Genomic DNA, 21,791 nt, shown 5'->3' with positions numbered 1-21,791 from the left:
CGTCGGTAGAATGGCAAGGTGCCTGTATACCTTGACCACGCCGCTACGACGCCCCTTTCGGGTGCAGCGCTTGCCGTGATGACACGCGAGCTGGCGAAGACCGGGAACCCGTCATCCTTGCACGGCGCCGGCAGGCGGGCCCGGCGGGCCGTCGAAGACGCCCGTGAAACCCTGGCTGCCGCGGCAGGTGCCCATCCCTCGGAAGTCATCTTCACTTCGGGAGGAACAGAAGCTGACAACCTGGCCGTCAAGGGTCTCTACTGGGCCCGCCGCGACGAAAACCCGCGCCGGAACCGGATCCTCTGTTCCGCCGTCGAGCATCATGCGGTCATGGACACCGTCGAATGGCTCGAGCGCCACGAAGGCGCGGACGTCACCTGGCTTCCGGTGGACAGCGAAGGTGCTGTCCGGCTCGACGTCGTTGAAGCCGAGATTGCGCGCGATCCCGAGGCGATCGCCCTGATAACAGTGATGTGGGCCAACAACGAGGTCGGCACCATCCAGCCCGTGACAGAGATCGTGGAACTGGCCAAGCCGCACGGCATTCCGGTGCACTCCGATGCCGTGCAGGCCTTCGGGTCCGTACCCGTCGATTTCCGTGCCTCCGGCCTCGCTGCCATGTCCGTTTCCGGGCACAAGCTCGGCGGTCCCGTGGGCGTTGGTGCGCTCTTCCTCGGCCGGGCGGTCAAGCTGACCCCCGTCCAGCACGGCGGCGGACAGGAACGGGATGTCCGCTCTGGAACGCTGGATACGCCTGCCGTTGCAGCGTTCGCGGCAGCCGCAGAAGCCGTCACAGCGAAGCTGCCCGAAGAGCGGGAAAGACTGACCGCCTTGCGGGAACAACTGATCAATGGAGTCCTTGAAGAAATTCCTGATGCTGTCCTGCGGGGAGCCCGGGGTGAGCGGCGGCTTCCCGGCAACGCGCACTTCACCTTCGGCGGCTGCGAAGGGGACTCCTTGCTGTTCCTGCTGGATCTGGCCGGTGTCGAATCATCAACCGGCTCGGCGTGTACGGCGGGAGTGCCGCGGCCTTCCCACGTGCTGCTGGCGATGGGACTTGATGAGGACACGGCACGTGGTGCCCAACGCTTCACTCTCGGCCATACCTCCACCCAGGCTGACGTCGATGCCCTTCTGAAAGCACTTCCCGACGCCTGTGCCAGGGCACGGCAGGCCGGCATGGCAGGGCATGAATCCTCCATCCAGACCGCGGCAACTGTTGCCCGGCGGGGTATCGCGTAGCCTGCCTCTATGGCTGGTTGGCCTCTGGCAGCAGTTCTTCCAGTGGCACCTCAGGGTCAGTGAGGCGGCCGGCATCCACTGCGACGCGACCGGAAATGAGCGCCTTGATGGGTTTGTGGACGCGCCGCTGATTGATGCTCATTCCCGCAACAACCCTGTCCTGCTGTAGCCAAAAGGCGATGAAACTGCCCTCCTCCATGGAGCCGCGGATCACTGGCGATGCCCCTGAAGCCAGCGACGGGTAGCCGGAATACTCCATGCTGACGGTGAATTGGTCCGTGTAGAAGTACGGCACCACATCCAACACGGCATCCTGCCCCAGCATGGACTTGGCCGCCACTTTCCCGCCGTTGAGCGCATTGGCCCAATGTTCGCTGCGATGGTGCCCGCCGGTAAAGGGGTGCAAGGCGTTGGCTGCATCCCCGGCCGCCAAGACATCCGGGGCACTGGTGCGCAGGCCGGCATCCACCAGGATCCCGTTGCGCAGTTCCAAGCCAGCGGCCTCTGCCAGCGCCGTATCCGGGACAACGCCCACTGCGATGATGACGACGTCGGCGGGCAGGGTTTCGCCGGAATCGGTACGGACCGCTGTGGCCCGCCCCTCCCGGCCTTCAATGGCGGCCGCGCTCGCGGGCAAGCGGAAGTTGACGCCCTGTTCTTCATGCACCCGCCGGAAGTAACTGCCAAGCTCGGGTCCGATGGCCACACTCAGCGGGATTTCTTCGAGGCCGAGCAGGGTCACGTCGTTTCCATAGCTGCGCGCAGCGGCAGCGAGTTCCATGCCGATCCAACCGGATCCGACCATGACCACCTTGCGGCCCCCGTCGGCCAGGAGCGACCTGAGCTTCAGACTGTCCTGGAAGGTCCTGAATGTCATGACGCCGTCCAGGTCCGCCCCGGGCAGGGGAATCCTGCGGGGCTGGGCTCCCGTGGCAAGCAGCAGTTTGCCGTACTGAAGCGTCCGGTCGTCGGCCAGCGTGACGGTGTGGCTGCCGGGATCGAATCCGGTGGCCGTGGCGCCAAGGAGGAGTTCGACGTCGTTCTCCCGGTACCAATCCCCGGGGACCACCTCCACGGATTCTTCGTCGGCTTTTCCCAGGAGGAACTCCTTCGAAAGGGGAGGCCGTATGTAGGGGGTCCGCGCTTCAGCCCCCAGGAGCGTGAGCGCTCCTGCGTACCCTTCGGTCCGGAGGGTCTTGGCGGCAGTGGCGCCTGCCAGTCCGCCGCCGACAATGACGATTGCTTCGTGTGCCATGTCCACTCGATTCTAAAAGCAATATCTTTGACTTTAGAAGCCTCCGGTGGGTCCGTCAAGGGGATTTCCCGCGGGCGTGGTATCGCACGCTAGAATGGATGGGCGACCCGGGGCCATCAGGAGCCGATGGGTGCCAATCCCTTTTACAGAAAGCCAGCATGCGAGTACTTGCAGCAATGAGCGGCGGAGTGGACTCCGCCGTTGCCGCCGCCCGGGCCGTCGAGGCCGGGCACGACGTCGTGGGGGTCCACCTCGCGCTGTCCCGTATGCCGGGGACCCTGCGCACCGGAAGCCGGGGTTGCTGCACCATCGAGGACTCCCGTGATGCATGGCGTGCCTGCGACGTCCTCGGAATTCCGTACTACGTATGGGACTTCTCCGAGCGTTTCAAGGAAGACGTCGTCCAGGACTTCATCGACGAATACGCCGCCGGTCGGACGCCCAACCCCTGCATGCGCTGCAACGAGCGCATCAAGTTTGCCGCCTTGCTCGAAAAGGCCATAGCGCTTGGCTTCGACGCCGTCTGCACGGGGCACTACGCCAAGGTCATCGAGGATGCCGACGGTAACCCTGAACTCCACCGCGCTGCCGACTGGGCCAAGGACCAGAGTTACGTCCTGGGCGTCCTGACCCACGAGCAGCTCAAGCACTCCATGTTCCCCCTGGCGGACACCCCTTCCAAGGCCGAGGTCCGCGCAGAGGCAGAGCGGCGTGGCCTGTCAGTGGCGAACAAGCCTGACAGCCACGACATCTGCTTCATCTCCGACGGCGACACCCGGGGTTGGCTGGCAGAAAAGATCGAAATGACCACCGGCGACATCGTCGATGAGACCGGCGCCAAGGTCGGCGAGCACCCGGGAGCCAACGCCTTCACTGTGGGGCAGCGGCGTGGCCTCAAGCTGGGAACTCCTGCCGCCGATGGCAAGCCCCGGTTCGTCCTTGAGATCCGCCCGAAGGAAAACAAAGTGGTCGTGGGTCCTGAAGCCCTCCTGGCGATCGATGAGATCCGCGGCATCAAGGTTTCCTGGGCCGGTCTGCCCATCTCCGAAGTTGCCACGGGTGAAGAATTCGATTGCTACGCCCAGGTCCGTGCCCACGGCGATCCCGTGCCGGCAGTCGCCCGCGTCGAAGCGGTCGAGGACGAGTCCGGCGTGGAACGGGCGCAGCTGGTGGTTACTTTGAAGGATCCGTTGCGCGGTGTGGCCCCCGGCCAGACCGTCGTCCTCTACCAGGGCAGCCGGGTTTTGGGACAGGCAACCATCGACGCCGCGCGCTCACTTCAGCGGGTAGCCCTCTAGGAGCCATTGCCTCCGTCATCAGCCACCTCCATACTGGGCTAAGCAGCGCTTCCGCTGCGGTGTGTGGGGTCCGCACTCGGGGTGGCGATGACTGTGGCATTTCCAAAGAAGGGCCCGGGAGATATCAAAGCCGGGCAAATGGTCTCGGTGACGATCCTCGCCGAGGGTCCAATCGGCGCAGGCGGTGGGCCACCCCTGACGGCGCAGGTCCGCATTCCCGTTGAACGGTTGCGGCGCGGTCCCACCGGCCACCGCTATGCGATCCACATCCGGAAATGGCGGGGGACCACTGTCTCGCCGGTAACCCTGACGCAGCAGGGCGATCCCTGGCGGTTGATTTCTGAACCTCCGCCAGCGGGCTTGCGCGAACTCCTGGACGACACCCGTTTCCTGGCCCAGCACGTTTACGGCGTGGCCATGAACACCTTGGACATCTTTGAATCCACGCTCGGCAGGCGCATGCCGTGGAATCCCGAGGGGCGGGTGGTGCTCAAAGCCCGCGACCTCGTGACGGCCACCGATACCGGCTACGAGCGCGGAACCAACATCATCCGCTTCGGTTCGGTGGACCGCATGGGGTACAAGGTTCCCACGGCCTTGTACCGTGACATCGTTGCCCATGAGGTGACCCACGCGATCCTGGATGGATACCGGCCGGCGTGGGCCGACCAGATGGCCACCATGGAACAACTGGCAATGCATGAGGCATTGGCCGACATCGTGGCAATCCTTTCCGTGTTTTCCTCCAAGGACGTCGTCTACCGCCAACTCGAAGCCGCAGCCGAGAGGTTGGGGCCAGCACAGCCCACCGATGACTCCGTCCTCATGCGTTCCCTCTTCGACTTCGCCCGGGACCTCTTTGCCCGCGGGCCGTTGCGCGAACCGTTCGTCGGGGCAGTGCCCGCAGGATGGCAAGTGTTGCCTGAGCCCCACGCGCGCGGTGCCGTGGTGGTAGGTGCAGTGCTCCGCTCGGTCCAACGCCTATGGTCCGAACGGAACGCCCGTTACGGGGAAGGCCGCAGTTTGCAGCAGCTGGCCGAGTCGGGCTCGATCGTGGCTACCAGGATCCTCAGGATGGTGATCCGTGGACTGTCCTACATGCCGCCGGTGGATGTTTCCTGGCGTGACCTCCTGCGGGGCATCATCGCTGCCGACCTCGACATGGTGCCCGACGACGTCCACGGCTACCGCGAAGCACTTCAGGCGGAGTTTTCCGCCATCGGCATCCGCCGGGTCTCCTTGAACAACATCAGCGGCGTGGACTTCTACCGGGGCCTTCGCTACCCCATCCGCCTCTCGGCGCTGGGATCCGACCCCCAGGAAGTGCAGCGCTTCGTCTGGGAGAACCCCCGGCTCCTGGAAGCGGCCCGCTTGGAGCGGCGCACGCCACTGAGCTCAACCCGGGTCCGCACCTCCGAGCGTGTCTCGCCGGACGGGTTCATCATTTCCGAGATCGGAGCCTCCTTCATCCAGACTGTCCGGATGAGCCGAAGGGAAGCGTATGTGCGCCTCGGGGTCAAGACCGGGAGGGACTACATCGACGTCCGCGGGGGAGGACTGTTGAGGTTCGACGCCGGTGGCCGCCTGGTCTACGCCGCGCTCAAGCCAGTGATGGACAGAGACCGCCAGGGCCAGCTGTTCGGTTCGGACGAACACCACGAAGCCGAAGAAGCTGCCTCGTCCGGGGTGCGGGACAAGTTCCACGGCACCGGCGATTAGCCGCTGGTTTTCAGGCTCCCCATGCAGCTTTGCGGGCAGTCCTTGACGCCTCCAGCTGCGCTACCTGGTCGAAGCCGCCGGCTTTGAGTCCCTTGCTGACCTGCTTGAGCAAATCGGCGCGGCCCAAGGTTCCATCACTGCGCAGGTTCTTGACCAGGTTGTAGGTGAACGCCCCATTGTACCGGCCATCCATCAGGGCATCGGCCGCGGTTTGGTCGGATCTGCAAGCGGCCATGAGGACGGGAGTCGACAACTTTGCCGTTTTCACGAGGTCGCGCAATGTTCGTGTTTCCAGGTCCTCGTGGGCCATGACCGCACGCGGCGTTGGCGCCGGAAGGAAACGCGGGCGGCGCCCTGGAATCAGGTCCAGGGACTTCAAACCGGTCCCGCTGTGGCAAGTATCAAGCACCACGTCCATCAGGACGCCATCGGGCAGCCGGGCGAACACCGCTGCCAGTTCGTCGTCGGAAATGACCGTGCCGGCATCCCAGGCATCACCGGCGTTGTTGATGTCGTAGCAGGCGAACGCCTCATCGAGGCTGTCTTCTTCGTCCCCACTGGTGTCGGGAATCTGTGTGCCGTGGCTTGAGAACGTGAAAACGAGCTGTTGGACAGTGCCCGCTACAGCAGCGTCCACCAAAGTGTTGATCTCGGCCAGAACTGCCTTCTTGGTGGCCTTGGCATCCCTCAACACGGTGATCTGCGATGCCGGGAAGCCGTAGCTGTCCCCGAGCAGGGCCGCCAGGTCCTCGGCGTCGTTAACGCAGCCTTGGAGCCAACTGGACTGTGGAAGGTACTTGAACTTGTTGATCCCCACACACAGGGCTGCCTTGTCCATGAGCCTGACTTTCGACGCGTGTTCCAGTGGTTGAGCACCCGGGATACACCATATTCCTGCCGCACCCTTCGGGCAATGCTCCGTACTTCCCGGAGGAAGCTACTGGAAAGTAAATTTTGTGTCTCAAATCACGAATTTGGGGGTTCGGGGGCTTCGAAGTCTGGTTGAATCGAGGCACTAAGAGTGTGCTCCGTCACAAATATCCCACGGCGGAGCACTAATTCCATCGAACAGAAGGTTCACCAGATGGCACTGAACAAGAAGGCCCTGCACGGCGTTATCGCGCTGGCGGGCATCTCCGCACTCGCCTTAACGGCATGCACGGGCCCCTCCGGCGGCGGATCCTCATCCGCTCCGGCCGCCGCAGGCCCCATCGCCTACGGCACAACCGACAAGGTCACGTCATTGGACCCTGCAGGTTCCTACGACAACGGTTCATTCATGGTGATGAACCAGATCTACTCGTTCCTGCTCAACTCCAAGCCCGGCAGCGCGGAACCGGTACCTGACCTCGCCGAATCGTCGTCGTTCACGGCACCTTCGGAATACACGGTCAAGCTCAAGTCGGGGCTCAAGTGGGCCAACGGCCACACCCTGGATTCCAAGGACGTGAAGTTCTCCTTTGACCGCCAGGTAGCCATCAACGACCCCGCCGGTCCGGCATCCCTGCTGACGAACATCGAGAGCGTCAGCGCCCCCGATGCCACCACAGTGGTGTTCAAACTGAAGAACGCCAATGACCAAACCTTCAGCCAGATCCTGAGCAGCCCTGCCGCCCCGATCGTCGATGACGAGGTCTTCCCGGCAGACAAGATCCTTTCCGATGACGAGATCATCAAGGCGAACGCCTTCTACGGCCAGTACACCATTGACAGCTACAAGAAGAACGAGCTCATCAGCTTCAAGGCTTTCGCCGATTACAAGGGCGTCCTGGGGAAGCCTGCCAATGATGCCGCCACCATCAAGTACTACGCCAGCCCCACCAACCTGAAGCTTGAGATCCAGCAGGGTGCCATCGATGTCGCCTTCCGCAGCCTGAGCGCCACGGACATCGATGACCTCCGCAAGGATTCCAAAGTCAAGGTGCTGACCGGTCCCGGCGGCGAGATCCGCTACATCACCTTCAACTTTGACACCATGCCGTTTGGAACCAAGGCCGCGGGGGCTGACCCGGCAAAGGCACTTGCGGTCCGCCAGGCCGTAGCAAATCTCGTGGACCGCCAGGCCATCGCGGACCAGGTCTACAAGGGCACCTACCTGCCCCTGTACTCCAACGTCCCCAACGGCTTCCTCGGCGCAAACGAGTCGTTCAAGGATGCCTACGGCGACGCCGGCAAACCCAGCCTCGACAAGGCCAAGAAGGTCCTCGCGGATGCCGGAATCACGGACAAGGTTGCCCTGAACCTCCAATACAACCCAGACCACTACGGCGGATCTTCCGGTGATGAGTACGCCATGATCAAAGAGCAGCTGGAAAAGTCCGGCCTCTTCACGGTGAACCTGCAGTCCACCGAATGGGTTACCTACAGCAAGGCAAGCCGTGCAGATGAGTACCCGGTCTTCCAGTTCGGTTGGTTCCCGGACTTCAGCGATGCCGACAACTACCTCACCCCGTTCTTCCCCGAGGGCGGCTTCCTGAAGAACCACTACAACAACCCGACGGTCAACGACCTCATCTCCAAGCAGCTGACCGAAGCCGACAAGACCAAGCGTGAAGCGGCAATCAAGGACGTCCAAAACGCGCTGGCGAAGGACATCTCCACCTTGCCCCTGCTCCAGGGCGCCCAGGTGGCCGTCGTCGGAAGCGGCGTGAACGGCGTCGACAAGACGCTGGACCCGTCCTTCAAGTTCCGTCTCGGGACAGTGTCCAAGTAACAGATGTCCACGTAACCACGGACTCTGCGATGGGGGAGGCGGGCCACTGATCCAGTGTCCCGCCTCCCTTGCTGACCACCATCGTGGCCGGCACACATCAGCCAAGCCCGCGCAATCCATGGGCAGGAAATACAGGTAACAATGACAACAGTTATAGAAGTTCCCGAGGCTGAGCCCGGGATACTTGCTCCCAAGAGCAAAAGCAAAGGCGGGGGAGGCCTCGGCAGGTACATCGTGATCAGGTTCTTCCTGATCATCCCCACAGTCTTCATCCTGGTCACGCTTGTGTTCTTCCTGATGAGGGTCATCGGCGACCCCATCACGGCGGCACAAGGCGGCCGGCTTCCCCCGGACGTCCTCGCCCAAAGAATCCACGACGCCGGTTATGACCGGCCGGTGCTGGTGCAGTATTTCGAATATCTTGGCCAGCTGATCACCGGCAACTTCGGCACCACGATTACGGACCGGCGGCCTGTGACCGAGGTCTTCACCACTTTCGGGGCGGCCACCCTGGAACTGAGCCTCAACGCCGTCGTCGTGGCCCTTATGGTGGGTATCCCGCTCGGCCTCATCGCCGCCTACCGCCGCGACAAGGCTGCGGATGCATCGCTGCGTTTCTTCGCCATCCTCTGCTACGCCACCCCGCCGTTCTTTTCCGGCCTCCTGCTGAAGCTCACATTCTCCACGTGGCTGGGTTGGTTGCCTGTCGCCGGCCGGGCGTCCACCCGGACTGAACTGGCCATGGGCAGCCTCGCAGCGCCGTCGGGCATCTACTGGCTGGACGCCCTGCGCAGCGGCAACATGACCGCATTCGGCGACATCGTTTCCCATGCCATCCTCCCCGCAGCGACCCTGGGCCTCCTCACGGCAGGTGTGTTCCTGCGCCTGGTCCGGACCAACGTCATCGGCACCCTCGGCAAGGACTACGTCGAGGCAGGCCGGTCGCGGGGCGTGAGCGAGTTCCGGCTGGTGACAAAGCACGCCTACAAGCCGGCCCTCATCCCCGTCATCACGGTCATGGGCCTGCAGATCGCGCTTATGCTCGGTGGCGCTGTGCTGACCGAGACAACCTTCGAATGGAAGGGACTCGGCTACCAGATGGTGCAGTACCTGAACGCCCGCGACTTCGTCGCCGTGCAGGGCATCGTGGTCCTGCTGGCCATCATCGTGGCCGTCACCAACTTCATCGTGGACATCATCGCCGCGCTCATCGACCCCCGAGTGAGGTACTGACCATGAGCACCCCAACACTCACCGCGCCCAAGGAGCCGCTGTTCTTCCGGCTCCCGGTGATCTCACACCTGAGGAAAAGCGTAGGCCTCCAGCGGGGCATGCTGATTGTGGGCGTCGTCCTGAGCGGACTGTTCATCCTCACGAGCATCTTTGCGCCATTGCTGGCACCCTACGGCTATTCCCAGCTCAGCGACGCCTCAGGATCCTTCCCCACACAGGAACCGCCCGGCGGCAAGCATCTGCTCGGCACCACCGTCGGCGGCTACGACGTCCTGTCGCGGGTTATCTGGGGTTCCCAGACCGCGGTGACCGTCATTGTGGTCTCCGTTGCGATGTCTTTGTTCCTCGGCGTTGCCCTGGGCCTGCTCAGCGGGTACTTCGGCGGATGGCTCGACCGGATCCTGGTTGTGGTGGCGGACGCCATCTATGCCTTCCCCACCCTGCTCCTGGCGATCGTCATCTCCATTGTCATCAGCCGTGGGCAGTCCAGTTTCTGGGGCGGTATCTTCGCCTGTGCGTTCTCCATCACGGTGGTCTTCGTGCCGCAGTACTTCCGGGTGATCCGCGCGGAGACGATCAGGCTCAAGGCAGAGCCGTTCGTTGAATCGGCCAAGGTGCTTGGCGCCTCCAGCATGCGCATCATTGCCCGCCACATTTTCAAGAACGCCACCCGGACACTGCCGCTCATGTTCACCCTCAATGCCTCTGAGGCGATCCTCACCCTGGCAGGCCTGGGCTTCCTGGGCTTCGGCATCGAGCCCACCTCTGCCGCGGAGTGGGGATTCGACCTCAACAAGGCACTGGCAGACACCTCCTCGGGTATCTGGTGGACCGGCGTCTTCCCCGGTATCGCGATAGTACTCACGGTCCTGGGTCTCACGCTGGTAGGCGAGAGCATCAATGACCTTAACGACCCCCGGATCCGCGGACGCAAGCGTGCAGGCGGAGCCGCCGGCACTCCGGCATCACCAGGAACGCCGGCCGCACCGGCAGAGGCAGGTAAGCCATGACCACCAACCTTGGACATGTTTCGGACCAGGCCCCCACAGGGCAGCCGGTCCTCACCATCGACCGGCTCCAGGTCACCTTCGCCACGGACGGCGGAGATGTCCACGCCGTCAAGGACGTGAGCCTGGAGGTGAACCCAGGCGAGGTAGTTGCGATCGTGGGGGAGTCCGGTTCCGGCAAGACGGTCACCGCAAAGACCATCCTCGGCCTGCTCCCGGAAACAGCCGTCAGCTCAGGTGCCGTGGTGATCAAGGGAAACAACGTGATCAGCGTCAGCAAATCAACGTTGCGCGCGATCCGCGGCCGGGATGTCGCCATGGTCTTCCAGGAGCCGTCCACCGCATTGAACCCCGTATTCACCGTAGGCTGGCAGATTGCCGAAGGCATCAGGGCCCATGCCAGCGATGGCCGGCGGATCTCCGCCAAGGAAGCAAAACTACGCGCCACCGAGGCCCTCCGCAAAGTGGGCATCCCCGACCCCGAAACCCGGGTCAACTACTACCCGCACCAGTTCTCCGGTGGGCAGAAACAACGCGTGGTGATTGCTGCCGCGCTCGCCCTGGATCCGGGCCTGATCGTTGCCGACGAGCCCACCACCGCCCTTGACGTCACAGTCCAGGCCGAGATCCTCCAGCTGCTGCGGGACCTCAGGGACAACTACGGCACCTCCATCGTGCTCATTACCCACAACATGGGCGTGGTGGCCGACCTCGCGGACCGCGTCGTAGTGATGTACCAGGGCGACGTAGTGGAAGAAGCCCCCGCCAAAGTCCTGTTCGCCGAACCGCGTCAGGAGTACACAAAGAAGCTCCTCGCAGCAGTGCCCCACCTGGGCCGCCACTCCGCCTCCGAAGGCGCCCGCGGCAGGTTGCACCAGGACGGCAAAGTGCTGGTGGAAGCCAAGAACCTAACCATCGAATACCCGGGACGCTTTGGCAGCCACGGTTTCAAAGCCGTGGACAACGTCAGTTTCACGATTTCGGAGAACGAGGTCTTTGGCCTCGTGGGAGAGTCGGGCTCCGGCAAGTCCACCATCGGACGGGCCATTGCCGGTTTGAACCGGACAACCGGGGGGAGCCTCAAGGTCCTGGGCTACGAGATGCTCGACTTCAAGGAACGCTCTTTCCGGCCCTTGCGTAAAGAGATCGGCTTCGTTTTCCAGGATCCGGCAGCGTCCTTCAATCCGCATCTGACCATCGGTGAGTGCGTCGCCGAGCCGCTGATGATCCACACCAAGCCTGGCGCGGCTGAGGCGCGGAAGAAGGTAGGCGAGCTGCTCGAGTCAGTCCAGTTGCCGGCGTCGTACGCGCAGCGCTACCCGCACGAACTCTCCGGCGGGCAGCGTCAGCGCGCCTCCCTCGCACGGTCCTTGGCGCTGAATCCCCGGTTGCTCATCGCCGACGAACCGACGTCCGCGCTCGATGTATCGGTGCAGGCCAAAGTCCTGGACCTGTTCAAGGACATCCAGGAGCAGTTCGGCTTCGCGGCCCTGTTCATCAGCCATGACCTCGCGGTGGTGGACATGTTGTCGCACTGGGTAGGTGTCCTCTACAAGGGACATCTGGTGGAGCAAGGAATCGGCAACCAGGTAATGGGCTCGCCGCAGCACGACTACACCAAGCGGCTGATCGCCTCCTTGCCGGTCCCGGATCCGGAAGAGCAAGCACGACGGCGGGAAGCGCACCGTTCGCTTCTGGGAAGCTAAGTCCGCAGCCGCAACCAGGAAGGCACGTTCCCACCCGGGGACGTGCCTTCCTGCACGCGCGGGGCGTTACTCGGAGACGATGGCGATGTTGAACAGCTTCCCTTGGGGCTGCTGCATGAAAATCCGCAACCACAGCGGCAGCCACATCTCCATGGCCCGGGCGGCATCGAGGCCGCCGAGGTCCCTGATGTGGGCTGGCTCCCAGCCGAACTCCTGCAGCACAGCCGAAACAGTGGACTTGGCCTCGGCGTCATTGCCTGCCATGAACATCTCGTGCGGGGCGGGGAGCCTACCCGGATCCACCATCACCGGCGCGGTCACCGTGTTGAGCGACTTCACCACATGAACCTGAGGGTAGGTCCGCTGGATGGTTTCGGCGATGCTGTCCGTATTGCAGACCGCCAAGGACGGGGGAAAACCGCTCGAGCCATCCAGCGGATTGGAGACATCCAGGAGGACCTTGCCGTTGAGGTTCTCTTCGCCGGCCTCGGCGAGGACAGCCAGGCTCACGGTACCCGGAGTGGCGTTGATGATCAGGCTGGCTCCGGAGCATGCTTGGGCAAAGGACCCGGCGTGCCCGAGAGGTCCTGCCTCTTCCGCCCACTGGGTTGCCTTCGGATTGCCGGACTCCCGGGAACCCATGGTCACTTCGTGACCCAGTGATACCAGCTTGCCCGCCAAGGCATGTCCCACCATACCTGTGCCGAGAACCGCTATTTTCATGAAAGCTCCTTCGCCGGGACTGCAATGATGCTGCCATTGTGCACCGCTTCATTCGCGGAAAACACTGCGCCCCACCCAATAGACTGGGATGCATGACCGAGCAGAACAACGCCTTTCCCCATGATGCCGATTCCTTCAACCCGGCCGCCAGCTCCCTGGCCGGCCAGGTCGACCGCACAGTCATGGATGAGCTGTTGTCCATCCGGTCCAGCATCGACAACATTGATGCGACTCTCGTGTTCCTGCTCGCGGAGCGTTTCAAGGCCACCCAGAAAGTGGGCGTGCTCAAGGCAACCCACAAACTGCCGGCAGGGGATCCCGGCCGCGAGGCTGCGCAAATTGCCCGGCTTCGCCGCCTTGCGGAGGACGCACACCTGGATCCAGCCTTCGCCGAGAAATTCCTGAACTTCATCATCAGTGAAGTGATCCGCCACCATGAGGCAATCGCCGAGGATCACCAGATTTCCAGCCAGCAGGCCTGATCCATGTCCTTGGTCAGTGAGCTGCGCGCAAGCGCGACTGCTTTGGGGCCATGGCCGGGCTCTGATCCCGCCGAGGCCATCCGGACGATCCGGGGCGAGCTGGGGGATCCCCACCTTCCTTTCCTCCCGGAGCTGCCGGCCCGTGGAGTGGGTTCGGACGCCGCGGGCCGAACGGGTTCGCTGTTGGTGGATCTCGACATCGACGTGCAGCCCTACGGTTGGCGCTTGGTGGACCGGCCGGGCAAGGATTCGCGCCGTGCGGCTTCGGCCCTGGCCACGGACATCAACATCCTGGCCGATGTCGCCGGTGCCGAAGACGTGTCTGCGACTGAGCTCAAACTCCAGCTGATGGGACCGTTGACCCTCGCCGCAAGCCTTCACCTGCACAACGGTGAACGTGCCCTGCTTGACTATGGGGCCAGGCGGGATATCGCGGAGTCATTGGCTGCGGGCGTGGCCGAACACCTTCGCAAAGTCTCAGCCGCTGTTCCCGAAGCACGGATAGTGGTCCAGGTGGACGAGCCGGATATCGCTGCGGTGATGGCAGGAACCATTCCGACGGCGAGCGGTTACCGGACGCTTCGATCCGTTCGGGGCGAGGAAGTCACGGGAGCCTGGCGGCTGGTGATCGACGCACTGAAGGCCGCGGGCGCCGTCGAAACCATCATCTCCGTCCCTGAAATCGAAGCCCCGATCGATCGCATCCTCGCCGCCGGTGCCGATGGCGTCGCGGTGCCGCTCAGGGCGCTGACCACCCGTCAGTGGGAGCAGCTGGCCGGTGCCGTGGAGAGCGGCAAGCGGCTGTGGGCCGGTGCTTTGCCCACCGAGGATCCGGGGGCCGTGCTTCCCAGGACCGCTGCGATAGTGGAAAGCATCTGGAAGCCATGGCGCCAGCTCGGCCTTCAGGCGTCTGGCCTCTCGGGGCTCCGGGTCACCCCGTCCACCGGACTTGAGGGCTTTACCCCTGCAGCGGCAAGGGCCGTGCTGACAAAACTGACCCACGTCGCCGACGGCCTGGACCAATTGGCGCAGGGCTAGCAAGGAAGTCCCAACCGCCTTGGCGCCATGGGGCGAGCGCTAAATCCGTTGTTCCCAGCGGTCCGGTTCGGCATAGCGCGGAAGTGCTGTGCCTGGTGCGACTCCCGGCAAATATGGTGCCAGCCGGTAGTCGAAACGCCCGGCATAGACCAGCACCAGTCCGATCTGAGGCTGGATTACTTTGACCTGGATGCGGTGCTTGCCCTCAGCGGCGTCCCACCATTGTTCGGCATAGGCCTTGGCATCCAGTGCTGCCGGCAGGGGGATGCGCAGCGGGCCCAGGAACAAGCGGCTTGCCTGCGAAACACCTCGAAGCCGGCCCTCGGCAGTGACGCTGATATCGAGGTCCGTGACCAGGCGGCGGTATCGGCCAACATGGTCCACCAGCCGCGCCCGCCCACCGCGCTTGTCCTCTGATGGCAAAGTGGCGCTGGTGGTGTCGTGGAACAGCCGGGTGCCGCCGGGGAAGTAGATCTCCCGCCTGGCCGTCAGCGCCGGGCGCCCAAAAGGATCGACGTGGGCGTGGTTTTCGATTCGGAACGGGATTCCCTCGCCGTATTCCGGAAAGAAAGCCTCTTCGCTCCCTGTGAGGGCGAGCAACGGCCGCAGCCATGTCTGGCGGCAGCCCACCACATCGAAGACTCCTTGACCGATTCCATAAGTCCCGGAACCGGCTGCCAGGGAAAAGTAGTCCTGGAGCTCCGGTGCCAGCTTGCCGAAGTCTTCGCCGAGGGCCAGCTGGTAAATGGGGATATTCATGGACATCCTTTCTGAACGCGGGAACTAGAGGCGGCCGGCTGCCTTGAGCCGGATATAGGTATCAGCCAGCAGGGGTGGAACCTCCAGCGGCTCGGCGTCCACCACTTCGGCTCCCAGCTGCCGGAGCTGGGCAGTGACTGCGGCTCGTTCAAGGAGCGCGCGCTCAGCCGCGGCGGCCCGGAAGACCTGGCTGGCAGTGGTCCGTTCGGCCTTCATCGCCGCAAGCAGGGGATCGCGGACCGTAACCACAACAACAACGTGCTGGCGGGACAATTGCGCCACCGTGGGGAGGAGACCCTCTTCCGGGGCGCCGCCGTCGAGCGCTGTCAACAGCACCACCAGCGAGCGGTGCGCCGAGACGGAGCGGACCTGCCCGGGTATCTGCTGCCAGTCCAGCTCAATGAGTTCGGCCTCCAAGGGGGCCATCGCCTGGACCAGCTGGCCCAGAAGGTTGCCCTTCGACGCCGATTCCACCCGGGCACGCAGCCGGCGGTCGTAGGCGAGGAAGTCGACGCGGTCTCCGCCGCGTTCGGCCAGCACCGCGAGCAACAACGCTGCCTCGATTCCGGTATCCAGCCGCGGTTCGTCCTCGATCCGGGCGGCCGCTGTGCGGGAGGTGTCAAGCACGATGACGACGCGACGGTCGCGTTCAGGGCGCCAGGTCCGGACGACGACGGAGGAGCGGCGGGCCGTCGCCCGCCAATCGATGGACCGGACGTCATCGCCCCGGACGTAGTCGCGCAAGGAGTCGAACTCCGTGCCGGCACCCCGGATCTGCACTGCAGCCTTGCCATCCAGCTCCCTGAGCTTCCGGAGCTTGGAGGGAAGGTGCCGTTTTGAATGAAACGGGGGCAGAACCCGCAGCTGTCCAGGCAGTGGCCGTGTTCGCTGTCTGGCGGCCAATCCCAAGGGGCCCAAGGACCGGATGGTGATGTGCGGGCTGTGCAGGTCGCCGCGTCTCCTGGGTGTCAGCGTCACCGTCATCCGGCGGCGCTCGCCGGACGGCACGGTCATCCGCTGAACAGCATTGGTGGCTCCGGCCGATGGCTGCCACGCATCCCTGATGATGGCCGTCAGTTTCCGCCCGGTGGCATTGTTCACCGTAACTACGGACTCCGCGGTGCCCGACAAAGTGACATTTCCCGGTTGCTGGCGTTCGACGAGGAGCTTTGCAGGAGATGCGGCCAGCACAAGATCGAGGACCAGGGCAAGCAGCAGGACCACACACACCAGCAGGACTGTCAGCCAGACCGGAAACACCACCAGTGGTACCAACCCGGCAAGGGCAAACACTACGAAGCGACCCGTGATGGCCATTCAGGCTCCCGCAACCGGGCAGAAGGGGATCACCGCGGCACCGGAACCGACGCGAGGATGCTCCCGAGGACGTCGTCCACGTGGATGCCGTCCATCTGGGCTTCAGGCCGCAGGCCCACCCTGTGCCGGAGGCACGGAAGCGATAATGCCTTGACGTCATCAGGAGTCACGAAAGACCTCCCGGACAGCCAGGCCCAGGCCTTGGCCGTGTTGAGCAGCGCGGTGGCGCCACGGGGGGAGACGCCAAGCTGGAATGACGGTGCGGACCGCGTTGCCCGGACGATGTCGACGATGTATCCCAACAGTTCGGGAGCCACGGCAACCTGTGCCACGGCCGCCTGTGCGGTTGAGAGGTCCGAGGCCCCCGCTACAGGCCGAACACCGGCTGCTGCCAGGTCCTTGGGATCGAATCCGTTGGCGTGGCGCCGGATGACCTCGATCTCCTCTGTGCGCCCAGGTAGCGGCATGGTCAGTTTGAGGAGGAACCGGTCAAGCTGTGCCTCGGGCAGGGGATAGGTGCCTTCGTACTCCACCGGGTTCTGCGTTGCCGCCACGATGAAGGGAACCGGCAGGGGACGGGAAACACCGTCCACGGAAACCTGCCGCTCTTCCATGGCTTCCAGCAGGGAGGCCTGGGTCTTTGGAGGTGTCCGGTTGATTTCGTCCGCCAACATGATGTTGGTGAAGACGGGGCCTTCGCGGAACGTGAATTCCGATGAGTGGGAGTCATAGACCAGCGACCCGGTGACGTCGCCGGGCATCAGGTCCGGTGTGAACTGCACCCGCTTGGTGTCCAAGCTCAGGGCCGTGGACAAGGCCCTCACCAGGAGGGTCTTGGCCACACCCGGGACGCCTTCCAGGAGGACATGCCCGCCACAGAGCAGGGCGATCAGCATCCCCGTCACCGTAGGATCCTGGCCAACCACGGCCTTGCCTACTTCGGCACGGACGTTCAGGAGCGACTGGCGTGCCGGGTCCTCGGCACGCCGGTAGCCGGTGTCGGCACCGGCCGCTGCGCTGTGCTGTTGGGGGTGTTGTTCCGGCTGGTTTTGTGGGATTGGCATCGCTCCACCCGTGTACTGGCTGTTGCTGTCCGTGTAGCTGTTCGGCTGGCTGCTCATCGGTTCTTCGCCTCCTCTTCCATTCGTTCAAGTTCTTGTGCCCATTGCACCAGCTGTCCTTCGGTCCCCGGCATGAAGTCGACCAGGACGGACCGTACTTCAGGGCCCGTGCGTTCCAGGCGCCGGGCGGCCGCGTCCACCACGGCATCCGCGGTGGGGTCCGCTCCGAGGTTGAAGTGGCGGGCCAGGCGGCTCAGGGTGCCTGCCCTCAAGTTGTCGGCTGCCCGGTTGACGGCCCGTGCGTCCTGGTACAGCCTGGCCCGTCCCTCAGCCGTCTCAGCCGCCTTGACCACAACGGGGAGAGGTTCGAACACCAACGGTCCCATGCGGCGTCCGCGCCAGAGGATCGCAAGCAGCGTCACCGCGCCCAGCCATGGCCCGGCGTACGCCAACCATGCCGGGGCCAGTTCGCTGAGCGTTGGAGCCTTGTCTGTTGCGGCAACGTCCTTGACCCCGGGCAGGTACCAGAGCAGCTCCGGGTTGTTCCCCAGGGTCCGCAGAGCCAAGGCGGCGTTCCCCTGCAGGGCAAGGTGCTCGTTGTCCAGGATGTCCGTGCTCCCGAGAACGATGATCCGGCCGTCGGCCGAGGCTGCATACAAACCAGTCCTCTCGGCGGGGCCGGAGTAGCAGACCTGGGGCCCCGAGAAGACGGACCCTTGCGCCGAGATGGGACCTGCTGCCATCGCATCCTCCACGGAACAGGCAGCCTCGACGACGGTCTGGTCTCCCGGAATGACTCCGCCGGGCTTGAAACCGGGTCCGAGTCCGTTGAGGGTCTTCAGGCGGGGCTTGACCACCACTACGTGGTCGGCGGCGGCAGCGAGGTCCTCCACTCGGGACCGGTCCAGGTGTCCGCGGGGATCGTAGAGCAGGACCGTGGCCCGGTCGTTGTCCGCCAACGCTGACATGGTCTGGTCAAAGGAATCCGTGGCGGTCAGGTTCACTCCGTGCCGTCCCAGGATTTCCGCCGCAGCCATGGCCCCATCCGGGGCCGGGTTCCGCGCGGATAAGGTCCGGGGATCCGCGGTTCCGGACATATTGCTTACGGCAAGATAGGTCACCAAAGCCACCAGCACGGCTCCGAGAGCTATCCAGGTGAGGTGCTTCCGAAACCAGTTGGAAAAACCCGGGCCGGTGGATCCCCCGGCCTGGTCCGACTCCAAGGGAAGGGGAGCCTCGTTGGCAGTCATCGTCATCGCGGCACCGCGAATCCCGAATCGACGGACCCGGCGAAGTCAGGCTTCATCCCCAGCAGCTCGGCATCGAGGTCGCGCAGGGACCCGTAGTCTGTGCGCGTCGCGTTTTGTTCCCCGTAACGCACGGCGTCGAAGAGGCGCGCAGCATCGACCAGGCGCTGCTGCGCTGCGCCGAACACCTGCCCCAGTTGTGCCGCCGCTTCGTCGGCGGTCCTGCCGGCGCGGACAGCGATGATGTCGCGCTCTTCAGCCGACCGGACCACCGCGCGGAAGTGGTCGACGACGGCGGCGGCCCAGTCGCCGTCGTCGGCAGCTGCTGACGCGCGCGTCCGGTAGTCGTCGGCATTCATGGTGCTGTCGGCGCCGTAGATGTCCTCCTGCCGCGATGCCCGGCGTGCGTTCAGGCGGGGCCGGACCACGACAACGGCCACGACGATGAGTGCAACGGCCAGGATGACTATCAGGGGAAGGGCGAAGTTGGTGTCGGCGCTTGTGCCGTCTCCTTCCAGCGAGGACAACCAGTCAAGGAAATCCCGCCACAGCTGCTCCAGCCATCCGGGTGTGGCGTCAGGATACTGGGGCTTCGAGAGTTCCTCGATGGCCCATCGCCGGGCTTCCTCACGGTCCGGAGTCACGGGCGGTTCCAGTGAAAGCAAGGGACCGACGACGTCGGCGCGGATTGCCGTCATGCCGGCGGCCACGCGGCGGTGCCCGGCTGGACCGAAGGGCCACCCGGTACCCCGTCCGGATTGGCACCCGTTTCGGCCATCCGCATCAGTTCGACATCCAGGCCCTCGCGGCGCATGCGCAGGTCCATGTAGATCAGTGCGGAGACCGATGACTGGAAGGCGAACGTCACGGACCCCACCAGCGCTTGTATTGCCGTGGAAACGATCGTGCTGACCATCAGAATGGACGCAGTGCTTTGCTCATCAGGGTGGGGGGACACGGTCCCGCCAATGAAACCGATGGCCAGGGACGCCGGAATCTGCACAATCTGGGCAATGATCCCCAGCATGATGGCCACGACGAGGGTGATACCGAAGATGCGCCACCAGTTGTTCCGGGTCAGTCGCCACGAACGGAGGAGGCCGTCATAAACGCCCGTGTGTTCGACGACGATGACCGCGGGTGCGAGCATGAGTTTCAGGCCGATCCAAACAAAGACAATCACTGATCCGAGGCCCAGGGGAAGCACGATCAGCACGGCACCGGGTCCCATGGCCGTAATCAACAACACGGCGATGCCCACTACAGCGGCCACGGCAAGCAGCCCGCCGAAGGTCAGCAACCCTGCAACGCCCAACAGCGGCAGGATCCTTTTCCCTGCGAGCTTCCACATCTGCTTGAAACCGGTCCGCCGGTTGAGGACCGAACGGGCTACAGGGACTGCCAACACCCCCTGAAGTACGGATCCCAGGAGGCCGATCAGGACGGAGGCGCCCATCGCTCCCGCGGCCAAGGCGATGAAAGGACCCATCGCTTGGTCGAATTCGGCCCTGGATTCAACGGATTCAAACGTGACCGTCATCTGGAACATCAGGAACGTGATGACGCCGATGATCGCTGCTCCCAGCGCCTGCACGATCAAGGCAGAGCCAAACATCGAGGCAGCGTTGCGGCGAATGGTCTGGAAGGAGCCGTCCAGGATTTCGCCGAACTGCAACGGCCGCAAGGGGATGACTCCGGGCTTGGGAGGAGCAATGTACTGGGGCTGGCCGTAAGGTCCACCTGCCGGCCATCCCGGGGCACCTGACGGCCATCCCGACGCTGGCTGGGCTTGCGGGCCCTGCGCGGGTCCCTGCGGAGGTGGCCATGCCGAGGGCCCGCCCCACTGTGGCTGGTTTCCCCAGGCCGGTTGGCCGCCCCACTGTGGCCGGTTTCCCCACGACGGTTGGCCGCCGGGTGGCCGATGCTGGCCGTGCTCAGGCTGTGACACGTTTCCTCCCCATGAGGTCCTGTCCGTCGACATTCGACGTCCCCCATGCGGACCTTCGCACCCAGCCTATAGTCCCGCCGTCGTCCCTCATAGCCCGCCGCACGGCCGGAGTTCGCGGGCGCGTGAAGTGAAGTGCAGTACGGTGGAATTGCCCCTTGGGTGCGCCATGCCGTGCGCGGCGCCCAGCAGGACAAAGACTTGGTGATAAGGGAATATATAACTATGAAGGCACGCATTCTGGTAGTTGACGACGACGAAGCACTCGCAGAGATGATTGGCATCGTCCTGCGCAATGATGGCTTCGAGCCGGTGTTCTGCGCAGATGGCGGCCAAGCTCTTGAGGTGTTCCGCTCGTCCAAGCCGGACCTGGTGCTTCTGGACCTCATGTTGCCCGGCTCCGACGGTATTGAGGTATGCCGCCAGATCCGGGGGGAATCGGATGTCCCCATCGTCATGCTCACCGCGAAGTCGGATACCTCGGACGTTGTCAGGGGACTCGAGTCCGGCGCGGATGACTACGTGCCCAAGCCTTTCAAGCCAGCCGAACTCGTTGCCCGTGTCCGGGCGCGGCTCCGCCCGGGCGAACAGAAGGCCCCCGAAACCCTGCGGATCGCGGATGTGACCATTGACGTCGCCGGGCACCTGGTGACCCGCGGTGGCGAGCGTATCTCGCTGACCCCCCTCGAGTTCGACCTCTTGGTGGCCTTGGCACGTAAGCCGTGGCAGGTTTTCACCCGCGAATTGCTCCTTGAACAGGTGTGGGGATACCGGCACGCCGCTGACACGCGCCTGGTCAATGTGCACGTCCAGCGTCTGCGCTCCAAGATTGAACGCGATCCTGAGGCGCCCGAGGTCGTTTTGACGGTGCGTGGTGTCGGATATAAAGCAGGTTCCTGAGTCTCCGGCCGGAGAAGCCGGCAAGCAGGGCAGCAGCACGGGGCCAGTAGCTACCGGGACGGACGGCGTCGGCACCGACACCGCTGGACAGTCCGGCGCGCCCGCCCAGTCCGACACCGCCGAAGCTCCGCCCCCGCGTAAAACCC

19 protein-coding genes are annotated in these 21,791 nt (G+C 64.2%); 10 read left to right on the top strand and 9 right to left on the bottom strand.

All coding sequences use genetic code 11. From position 1 onward, the window contains the following. The first annotated feature begins 18 nt into the window (after positions 1–18). On the top strand, positions 19–1,242 hold the full coding sequence (locus PQ627_RS09240) for a cysteine desulfurase family protein (protein ID WP_274260286.1): 1,224 nt from the start codon (positions 19–21) through the stop codon (positions 1,240–1,242). 7 nt (positions 1,243–1,249) lie between these two features. Here the strand turns inward: PQ627_RS09240 and PQ627_RS09235 are convergent, their stop codons facing one another. After that, positions 1,250–2,497, bottom strand: coding sequence for an NAD(P)/FAD-dependent oxidoreductase (locus PQ627_RS09235; RefSeq protein WP_274260284.1), 1,248 nt, complete (start codon positions 2,495–2,497; stop codon positions 1,250–1,252). A gap of 176 nt (positions 2,498–2,673) precedes the next feature. On the opposite strand from PQ627_RS09235, the gene mnmA reads away from it, so the two are divergent. After that, positions 2,674–3,795 (top strand): tRNA 2-thiouridine(34) synthase MnmA, encoded by a 1,122-nt coding sequence (gene mnmA / locus PQ627_RS09230; RefSeq protein WP_274260594.1) that lies wholly within the window; start codon positions 2,674–2,676, stop codon positions 3,793–3,795. A gap of 93 nt (positions 3,796–3,888) precedes the next feature. Further along, positions 3,889–5,514 carry a hypothetical protein gene (locus PQ627_RS09225; protein ID WP_274260282.1) on the top strand — a complete coding sequence of 542 codons (1,626 nt, stop codon included), beginning with the start codon at positions 3,889–3,891 and terminating at the stop codon, positions 5,512–5,514. A gap of 10 nt (positions 5,515–5,524) precedes the next feature. Here the strand turns inward: PQ627_RS09225 and PQ627_RS09220 are convergent, their stop codons facing one another. Further along, the gene (locus PQ627_RS09220) at positions 5,525–6,352 is read right to left on the bottom strand and encodes a caspase family protein (RefSeq protein WP_274260280.1); all 828 of its coding nucleotides are present in this window, start codon (positions 6,350–6,352) and stop codon (positions 5,525–5,527) included. A gap of 246 nt (positions 6,353–6,598) precedes the next feature. Here PQ627_RS09220 and PQ627_RS09215 point away from each other — a divergent pair, with 246 nt between their 5' ends. The 4 genes from PQ627_RS09215 (at position 6,599) to PQ627_RS09200 (ending at position 12,173) form a co-directional block, all read left to right on the top strand. After that, on the top strand, positions 6,599–8,227 hold the full coding sequence (locus PQ627_RS09215) for an ABC transporter substrate-binding protein (protein ID WP_144659773.1): 1,629 nt from the start codon (positions 6,599–6,601) through the stop codon (positions 8,225–8,227). Positions 8,228–8,368: 141 nt separating this feature from the next. Next, positions 8,369–9,460: an ABC transporter permease gene (locus PQ627_RS09210; protein WP_144659774.1), complete on the top strand. Its 1,092-nt coding sequence runs from the start codon at positions 8,369–8,371 to the stop codon at positions 9,458–9,460. A 2-nt stretch (positions 9,461–9,462) separates the two neighbouring features. Beyond that, a complete protein-coding gene (locus PQ627_RS09205; protein ID WP_144659775.1) occupies positions 9,463–10,470 on the top strand; it encodes an ABC transporter permease in 1,008 nt (335 codons plus the stop codon). Next, positions 10,467–12,173 (top strand): dipeptide ABC transporter ATP-binding protein, encoded by a 1,707-nt coding sequence (locus PQ627_RS09200; RefSeq protein ID WP_274260274.1) that lies wholly within the window; start codon positions 10,467–10,469, stop codon positions 12,171–12,173. The genes PQ627_RS09205 and PQ627_RS09200 overlap by 4 nt, the downstream gene beginning before the upstream one ends. Positions 12,174–12,239: 66 nt before the next feature. On the opposite strand, the gene PQ627_RS09195 is transcribed toward PQ627_RS09200, so the two are convergent. Beyond that, positions 12,240–12,896, bottom strand: a complete 657-nt coding sequence (locus tag PQ627_RS09195) for an NADPH-dependent F420 reductase (RefSeq protein WP_274260272.1) — start codon at positions 12,894–12,896, stop codon at positions 12,240–12,242. 92 nt (positions 12,897–12,988) lie between these two features. On the opposite strand from PQ627_RS09195, the gene PQ627_RS09190 reads away from it, so the two are divergent. Both PQ627_RS09190 and PQ627_RS09185 read left to right on the top strand, forming a co-directional pair. Then, entirely contained in the window at positions 12,989–13,378 is a 390-nt protein-coding gene (locus tag PQ627_RS09190; RefSeq protein WP_144659778.1) for a chorismate mutase, read from the top strand. Between the two features lie 3 nt (positions 13,379–13,381). Then, a complete protein-coding gene (locus PQ627_RS09185) occupies positions 13,382–14,416 on the top strand; it encodes a hypothetical protein (RefSeq protein ID WP_274260271.1) in 1,035 nt (344 codons plus the stop codon). A gap of 39 nt (positions 14,417–14,455) precedes the next feature. On the opposite strand, the gene PQ627_RS09180 is transcribed toward PQ627_RS09185, so the two are convergent. Genes PQ627_RS09180 through PQ627_RS09155 form a run of 6 tightly spaced genes read right to left on the bottom strand, consistent with a single transcriptional unit; the run spans position 14,456 to position 20,748 of the window. Beyond that, positions 14,456–15,175 carry a DUF4166 domain-containing protein gene (locus PQ627_RS09180; RefSeq protein ID WP_274260270.1) on the bottom strand — a complete coding sequence of 240 codons (720 nt, stop codon included), beginning with the start codon at positions 15,173–15,175 and terminating at the stop codon, positions 14,456–14,458. A gap of 24 nt (positions 15,176–15,199) precedes the next feature. Continuing rightward, positions 15,200–16,492, bottom strand: coding sequence for a DUF58 domain-containing protein (locus PQ627_RS09175; protein ID WP_274260268.1), 1,293 nt, complete (start codon positions 16,490–16,492; stop codon positions 15,200–15,202). 29 nt (positions 16,493–16,521) lie between these two features. Further along, entirely contained in the window at positions 16,522–17,613 is a 1,092-nt protein-coding gene (locus PQ627_RS09170) for an AAA family ATPase (protein WP_144659782.1), read from the bottom strand. Then, positions 17,610–18,809, bottom strand: coding sequence for a DUF4350 domain-containing protein (locus PQ627_RS09165; RefSeq protein ID WP_274260265.1), 1,200 nt, complete (start codon positions 18,807–18,809; stop codon positions 17,610–17,612). The genes PQ627_RS09170 and PQ627_RS09165 overlap by 4 nt, the downstream gene beginning before the upstream one ends. Beyond that, entirely contained in the window at positions 18,806–19,498 is a 693-nt protein-coding gene (locus PQ627_RS09160) for a DUF4129 domain-containing protein (protein ID WP_274260263.1), read from the bottom strand. Before PQ627_RS09160 ends, PQ627_RS09165 begins: the two co-directional genes overlap by 4 nt. Beyond that, entirely contained in the window at positions 19,495–20,748 is a 1,254-nt protein-coding gene (locus PQ627_RS09155; protein ID WP_274260261.1) for a DUF7847 domain-containing protein, read from the bottom strand. The genes PQ627_RS09160 and PQ627_RS09155 overlap by 4 nt, the downstream gene beginning before the upstream one ends. Positions 20,749–20,970: 222 nt before the next feature. On the opposite strand from PQ627_RS09155, the gene mtrA reads away from it, so the two are divergent. Beyond that, complete coding sequence (mtrA, locus tag PQ627_RS09150; RefSeq protein ID WP_144649950.1) at positions 20,971–21,645, top strand: MtrAB system response regulator MtrA; 675 nt, start codon at positions 20,971–20,973, stop codon at positions 21,643–21,645. The last annotated feature ends 146 nt before the right edge of the window (positions 21,646–21,791 follow it).

The sequence above is a fragment of the Paenarthrobacter sp. AB444 genome, from assembly GCF_028736865.1.
GTDB classification, from domain to species: Bacteria; Actinomycetota; Actinomycetes; order Actinomycetales; family Micrococcaceae; genus Arthrobacter; species Arthrobacter nicotinovorans_B.
The sequence above is the reverse complement of the archived record's forward strand: the minus strand, read 5'-3'. Positions and strand labels throughout refer to the sequence as shown.